This window comes from Kitasatospora sp. NPDC001527, assembly GCF_040298605.1.
In the GTDB taxonomy this organism is placed as follows: domain Bacteria; phylum Actinomycetota; class Actinomycetes; order Streptomycetales; family Streptomycetaceae; genus Kitasatospora.
In genome coordinates, this window is record NZ_JBEPAM010000036.1 from 82,057 (window position 1) to 87,981 (window position 5,925).

Consider the following 5,925-nt stretch of genomic DNA (forward strand, 5'->3'; position numbering starts at 1 on the left):
CTCGGCCTCGGCGCGGCGCTGTTCGGCGGCGGTCTCGGCGGCTTCCAGCGCGCGTTCGGCCTCGGCCTGCAGGCGGGCCGTCTCGGCGGCGGTGCGCTCGGTCAGCTCCTTGGCCGCCGTCTCGGCCTGCTCACGGGCGGCCGCGGCGGCGGCCAGCTGCTCGGCGGTCTCCTCGCGCTCCCGGAGCAGCCCGGCGGCGGCCTCCTCGCGCTCGCGCCGGCTCTCCTCGCGCAGCGCCTCGGCGGCGGCCTCGGCCTCGGCCCTGGCCCGGGCGGCCTCGGTGTCGGCCTCGGTGCGCACCCGCTCGGCGTCGGCCACCGCGGCGTCCCGCACGGCGTTCGCCTCGGCCTGCGCGTCGGTCCGCAGTGCCTCGGCGGCGGCGCTCGCCCCGGCGCGCACCCGCTGGTCGAACTCGTTGGCCTCGCGGCGCAGTTCGGCGGTCTCGCGCTCGGCGGCGGCCCGGTTCTCGGCGGCCGCGGCCTTGGCGGCGGTGAGCGCGTCCCGGCTCTGCTGCTCGGCCGTGGCGGCGGTCTTCTCGGCCTCGGCGCGGGCCCGCTCCAGCGTCTGCTCGGCCCGGCTCTGGGTCTCGGCGGCCTGCTCCTTGGCCTGCTCGCGCAGCCGCTCGACCTCGGCGGCGGCGCCGGCGCGCAGCTCGTCCGCGTCGGACTTGGCCTTGGTGAGCAGTTCCTCGGCGCTCTTCGCCGACTCCTCGATCTGCAGCACCGCCTGCCGGCGGGCCTCGCCGCGCACCCGGTCGGCCTCGGCGGCGGCCTGCGAGCGCAGCTCCTCCGCCTCGGCGCGCATCCGGGCGGCCTCGTCCTGCATCTCCTGGATCCGCTCGCGGATCGCGGCGGCGTCGTCGAGGGCGGCGTTCTGGGCGGCCTCGACGGCGGCCTGCGCCTGCTCGCGCAGCCGCTCCGCCTCGGCGGCGGCCTCGGTGCGGATCCGCTCGGCCTCGGCGGCGGCGCCGGAGCGGGCGGCCCCGGCGTCCCGGTCGGCCCGGTCGAGCATCTCCTCGGCGCTCTTGGCGGCCTTGGCCAGCCGGTCCGCGGCGTCCTTGGCCCCGGCCGCCCGGCCGGCCTCCTCGGCCTCGCCGCGCAGCCGCTCGGCGGCGGCCTCGGCCTGCGCCCGCAGCTCGGCGACGTCCTGCTCGGCCTGGGCGCGCATCTCGGCGATCGCGGCCTCGGCCTCGGCGCGCAGTTGCCCGGCCACCGACTCGGCGGTGGCGCGCAGCCGCTCGCTCTCCTCGGCGGCGGCGGCCTTGGCGGCCTCCGCCTCGGCCTGCTTGGTGGTGGCCTCGGCGCGGATCGCCTCGGCCTCCTTGGTGGCCTGGGCGACCATCCGGGCCACCTCGGCGCGGGCGGTCTGCGAGCGCTGCTCGCTGGCGGCCTCGCCGTCGGCGACCTTCCGCACGGCGGCGGCCTCGGCGTCGGCCTGCAGCTGTTCGGCGGCGGCCTCGGCCCGGGCGCGCAGCTCGGCGGCCTCCTGGCGGGCCCGCTCGGCCTCGGCGACGGCCTCGGCGCGCAGCCGTGCTATCTCCGCCTGGGCGTGGTCCAGCTCCTGCTGGGCGCGGGCCTGCTCGGCGGCGGCGGTCTCCTTGAGCCGGCCGATCTCGGCCCGGGCGACGGCCAGCTGCTGCTCGGCGGCGGCGTGCGCGGCGGCGAGCTGCTGCTGGGCCTCGCCGCGGGCGGCGTCCACGTCGGCGGCGGCCTGGGCGCCGGCCTGCTGGGCCTGCTCGGAGGCGGCCCGCAGCAGTCGTTCGGCGTCGCTCTGGGCACGCTGGAGCGCGGCCTCGGCGGCGGCCTGGGCCTCGCCGCGGGCGGCGTCGACGTCGGCGGCGGTCTGCGCCCGGGCCTGGTCGGAGAGCGCGGCGGCCTCGGCGCGGGCGGCGGCCATCATCCGCTCGGACTCGGCGCGGGCCTCCTGGAGCAGGCGCTGGGCCTCCTGCTCGGTGCCGGCCCGGGTCTGCTCGGCCCAGCTGACGTTCTCGTTGACGTGCTGTTCGGCGCTGCGCCGCAGCTCGGCGAGTTCCTCCTCCAGCTGGCGGCGGCGGGCGGCCAGCTCGGCCTCCAGCCGGGCGGTGCGCTCGGCGGCCTCGGCCATGATGCGCTGGGTGGCGGCCTGCGAGTCGCGCAGCTGGCGCTCGGCGTCCGCGCGCAGCTGCTGGGCCTGCATCTCGGCGGTGCGGAGCATCTGCTCGGCCTGGCCGGAAACGGCGTCGAAGGCGCGCGGCTGGGCGAGCATGCGGCGGGACTCGTGCAGCTTGGCCCGGAGCACCTCCACCTGGTAGGCGAGGTCCTCGGCATGCTCGACTGACTTGTCCCGCTCCTTGCGAGTCCGATCCATCTCGGCCTCGAACTGGGAGAGGTGATCGTCAACCTCGTAGCGGTCGTAGCCCCGCACTCCGCGGTCCCATCCATCTCCTGGTCGCGTCCTCGACCCGGCCGGTCCGCCCGCCCGATGTCCGGGCACGGTCCGACTGGTCCTTGCATCCGCGGCTGTCCGGACATCCCCGCCTAGCCGGGGACGCCCGCCGCGGTCGTCGGAGTCCGGGGCGTGGGAGCGCGGTCGATCCGCATTCCCCCGTCCGGGTGGACTCCTGGGCGAACTCTTGCCTTGTGGAGAATGGTGACAGATCCGTCTTGCGACTGTTCAGCCGTGCCCGCGTAATGGACTCCCCTGCGACGGGCCTCCCACCGGGGCGGACGGGCCTGTCTTCGGCCGTGCTCGTCGTCCCCGTCCCCCGGAGTCTTCGCGCACCTGGGCATTGTAGTGGGAGCGTCTTGCGGGGGAATGGTCGCGTGGGGGTTTTCCGGGTTGCCCGACGAGGTTACTGACGGGTCATGAGGGTCGCGGGGCGGCGGACGGCCGGGTGCCGCCCCGCGACGGGGACACGCCTCAGTGCGCGCCGGGCTCGGCGGCGGTGACCAGCTCGGTCAGCACCCCGCCGCAGTCCTTGGGGTGCAGGAAGGTGATCCGCGAGCCCATCGAGCCGGTGCGCGGCTGCTCGTAGAGGACCCGCACGCCCTTGGCCCGGATGTCCTCGGAGTCGGTGTCGACGTCGGCGGTGCCGAAGGCGATGTGGTGGACGCCCTCGCCGTTCTTCGCCAGCCACTTGCCGACCGGGGAGTCCTCGCGGATCGGCTCCAGCAGCTGGAGGTAGGAGGCGCCGCCGTCTCCGGTGTCGTTGATCTTGAGCATGGCCTCCCGGACGCCCTGCTCCTCGTTGACCTCGCTGTGGAACACCTCGAAGCCGTAGGTGGCGCGGTAGAACTCGACCGTCTTGTCGAGGTCGTGGCAGGCGATGCCGATGTGGTCGATGCGGGTGAGCACGGGGGCCTCCGGTCCGGGGACGGGTGCGACAGGACGGCAACAGTGCAGCGCATGCCGGGCGGCGGCGCCACCGATCACGGTGCGAGTCTGCTCACACGGGCCGGGGCGCAGGGTTCACCCGGATCGGCGCGGCACGGTGTTGACTGGATGGTGCCAGTGCGCTCGATCACATCTTGGGTCCGGTGACGGGCGGGTAACAGGTCAGTACATTGAGCGGAATCCTCCACCTGGCCACGACGTGCGAAGGGGCTCGTCCCATGACCAACACCACCTCTGTGATCGTCGCCGGGGCGCGGACCCCGATGGGCCGGCTGCTCGGCTCCCTCAAGGGCTTCTCCGGTGCCGAGCTCGGCGCTTTCGCGATCAAGGCGGCGCTGGAGCGGTCCGGCATCACCGGCGAGCAGGTCCAGTACGTGATCATGGGCCAGGTGCTGCAGGCCGGCGCCGGCCAGATCCCGGCCCGCCAGGCCGCCGTCAAGGCCGGGATCCCGATGAACGTCCCGGCGCTCACCATCAACAAGGTGTGCCTCTCCGGCCTGGACGCCATCGCGCTGGCCGACCAGCTGATCCGGGCCGGCGAGTTCGACGTGGTGGTGGCCGGCGGCCAGGAGTCCATGACCAACGCCCCGCACCTGCTGCCGAAGTCCCGCGAGGGCTACAAGTACGGCGCGATCGAGCTGCTCGACGCGATGGCGCACGACGGTCTGACCGACGCCTACGAGAACATCCCGATGGGCGAGTCGACCGAGAAGCACAACGCCCGCCTCGGCATCGCGCGCGAGGTCCAGGACGAGATCGCCGCCGCCTCGCACCAGCGGGCCGCCAAGGCGCAGGCCGACGGCGTCTTCGACGCCGAGATCGTCCCGGTGGAGATCCCGCAGCGCAAGGGCGAGCCGGTCCTGTTCAGCCAGGACGAGGGCATCCGGGCCGACACCACCGTCGAGGGCCTGGCCAGGCTGCGCCCGGCGTTCACCAAGGACGGCACCATCACCGCCGGCACCTCCTCGCAGATCTCGGACGGCGCCGCCGCCGTGGTCGTGATGAGCAAGGCCAAGGCCGAGGAGCTGGGCCTGAGCTGGATCGCCGAGATCGGCGCGCACGGCAACGTCGCGGGCCCGGACAACTCGCTGCAGTCGCAGCCGTCCAACGCGATCAGGCACGCCGTCGCCAAGGAGGGCATCGCCGTCGAGGACCTCGACCTGATCGAGATCAACGAGGCCTTCGCCGCCGTCGCCCACCAGTCGACGAAGGACCTCGGCGTCTCCTCCGAGATCGTCAACGTCAACGGCGGCGCGATCGCGCTCGGCCACCCGATCGGCATGTCCGGCGCCCGTGTGGTGCTGCACCTGGCGCTGGAACTGCAGCGCCGCGGCGGCGGCGTCGGCGCGGCCGCGCTGTGCGGCGGCGGCGGCCAGGGCGACGCGCTGATCGTCCGGGTGCCCAAGGCCTGACGATCACGGCACGACGACCGACGCACACCAGGGCTGCGGGCCGCCACAAGCGGTCCGCGGCCCTTCGGCGCAAGGAGACCCACCCATGATCGATGTGCCGACCCTGGTCGAGCAGGCCCGGCAGGGCCGCCCGCGGGCCGTCGCCCGCCTGATCTCGCTGGTCGAGAACGCCGCGCCCGAGCTGCGCGAGGTGATGGCCGCGCTGGCGCCGTACACCGGCCGGGCCTACACCGTCGGCCTGACCGGCTCGCCGGGCGTGGGCAAGTCCACCTCCACCTCGGCGCTGGTCTCCGCCTACCGGCGGCTGGGCAAGCGGGTCGGCGTGCTGGCGGTCGACCCGTCCTCGCCGTTCTCCGGCGGCGCCCTGCTCGGCGACCGGGTCCGGATGCAGGACCACGCCACCGACCCCGAGGTGTTCATCCGCTCGATGGCCACCCGCGGCCACCTCGGCGGACTGTCCTGGGCGGCCCCGCAGGCGCTGCGGGTGCTGGACGCGGCCGGCTGCGACGTCATCCTGGTGGAGACGGTCGGCGTCGGCCAGTCCGAGGTGGAGATCGCCGCGCAGGCCGACACCACGGTGGTGCTGCTCGCCCCCGGGATGGGCGACGGCATCCAGGCCGCCAAGGCCGGGATCCTGGAGATCGGCGACGTGTTCGTGGTGAACAAGGCCGACCGGGACGGCGCCGCCGCCACCGCCCGGGAGCTGAACCACATGCTGGGCCTGGGCGAGGCCCGGGAGGCGGGGGACTGGCGTCCGCCGATCGTGAAGACCGTCGCGGCCCGGGGCGAGGGCGTGGACGAGGTGGTCGAGGCGCTGGAGAAGCACCGCGCCTGGCTGGAGGAGCACGGCGAGCTGGCCGTCCGGCGCCGGCGCCGGGCCGCCGACGAGATCGAGGCGATCGCGCTGGCCGCGCTGCGCGCCCGGATCGGCGACCTGCACGGCGACCGGCAGCTGGCCGCGCTGGCCGAACGGGTGGTGGCCGGCGAGCTGGACCCGTACGGCGCGGCCGACCGGCTGGTGGCCGGGCTCACCGCGGCCTGACCGCGGCCCGACCCTCTGCATTGCGCTGACCTGCACCGGGGCTGTGACCTGCCCCAGAGTCGAGGGACTGATCATGACGAGGCTCGCAGGAATCGAAAC

4 protein-coding genes and 1 pseudogene are annotated in these 5,925 nt (G+C 75.1%); 2 read left to right on the forward strand and 3 right to left on the reverse strand.

What is annotated here, in order from left to right:
* From ABT238_RS27380 to mce, 3 genes and pseudogenes are all read right to left on the reverse strand, one after another.
* A partial coding sequence (locus ABT238_RS27380) for a polarized growth protein Scy-related protein (protein WP_502891468.1) occupies window positions 1–1,413 on the reverse strand: 1,413 nt, incomplete at its 3' end.
* Between the two features lie 72 nt (window positions 1,414–1,485).
* A pseudogene (locus tag ABT238_RS38835) lies at window positions 1,486–2,346 on the reverse strand (polarized growth protein Scy-related protein); the annotation flags it as partial.
* Between the two features lie 552 nt (window positions 2,347–2,898).
* The gene (gene mce / locus ABT238_RS27390; protein ID WP_350562550.1) at window positions 2,899–3,333 is read right to left on the reverse strand and encodes a methylmalonyl-CoA epimerase; all 435 of its coding nucleotides are present in this window, start codon (window positions 3,331–3,333) and stop codon (window positions 2,899–2,901) included.
* 257 nt (window positions 3,334–3,590) lie between these two features.
* On the opposite strand from mce, the gene ABT238_RS27395 reads away from it, so the two are divergent.
* Together ABT238_RS27395 and meaB are read left to right on the forward strand one after the other, a co-directional pair.
* Window positions 3,591–4,784 (forward strand): acetyl-CoA C-acetyltransferase, encoded by a 1,194-nt coding sequence (locus ABT238_RS27395; protein ID WP_350562548.1) that lies wholly within the window; start codon window positions 3,591–3,593, stop codon window positions 4,782–4,784.
* Window positions 4,785–4,869: 85 nt separating this feature from the next.
* Window positions 4,870–5,826, forward strand: coding sequence for a methylmalonyl Co-A mutase-associated GTPase MeaB (meaB, locus tag ABT238_RS27400; RefSeq protein WP_350795229.1), 957 nt, complete (start codon window positions 4,870–4,872; stop codon window positions 5,824–5,826).
* The last annotated feature ends 99 nt before the right edge of the window (window positions 5,827–5,925 follow it).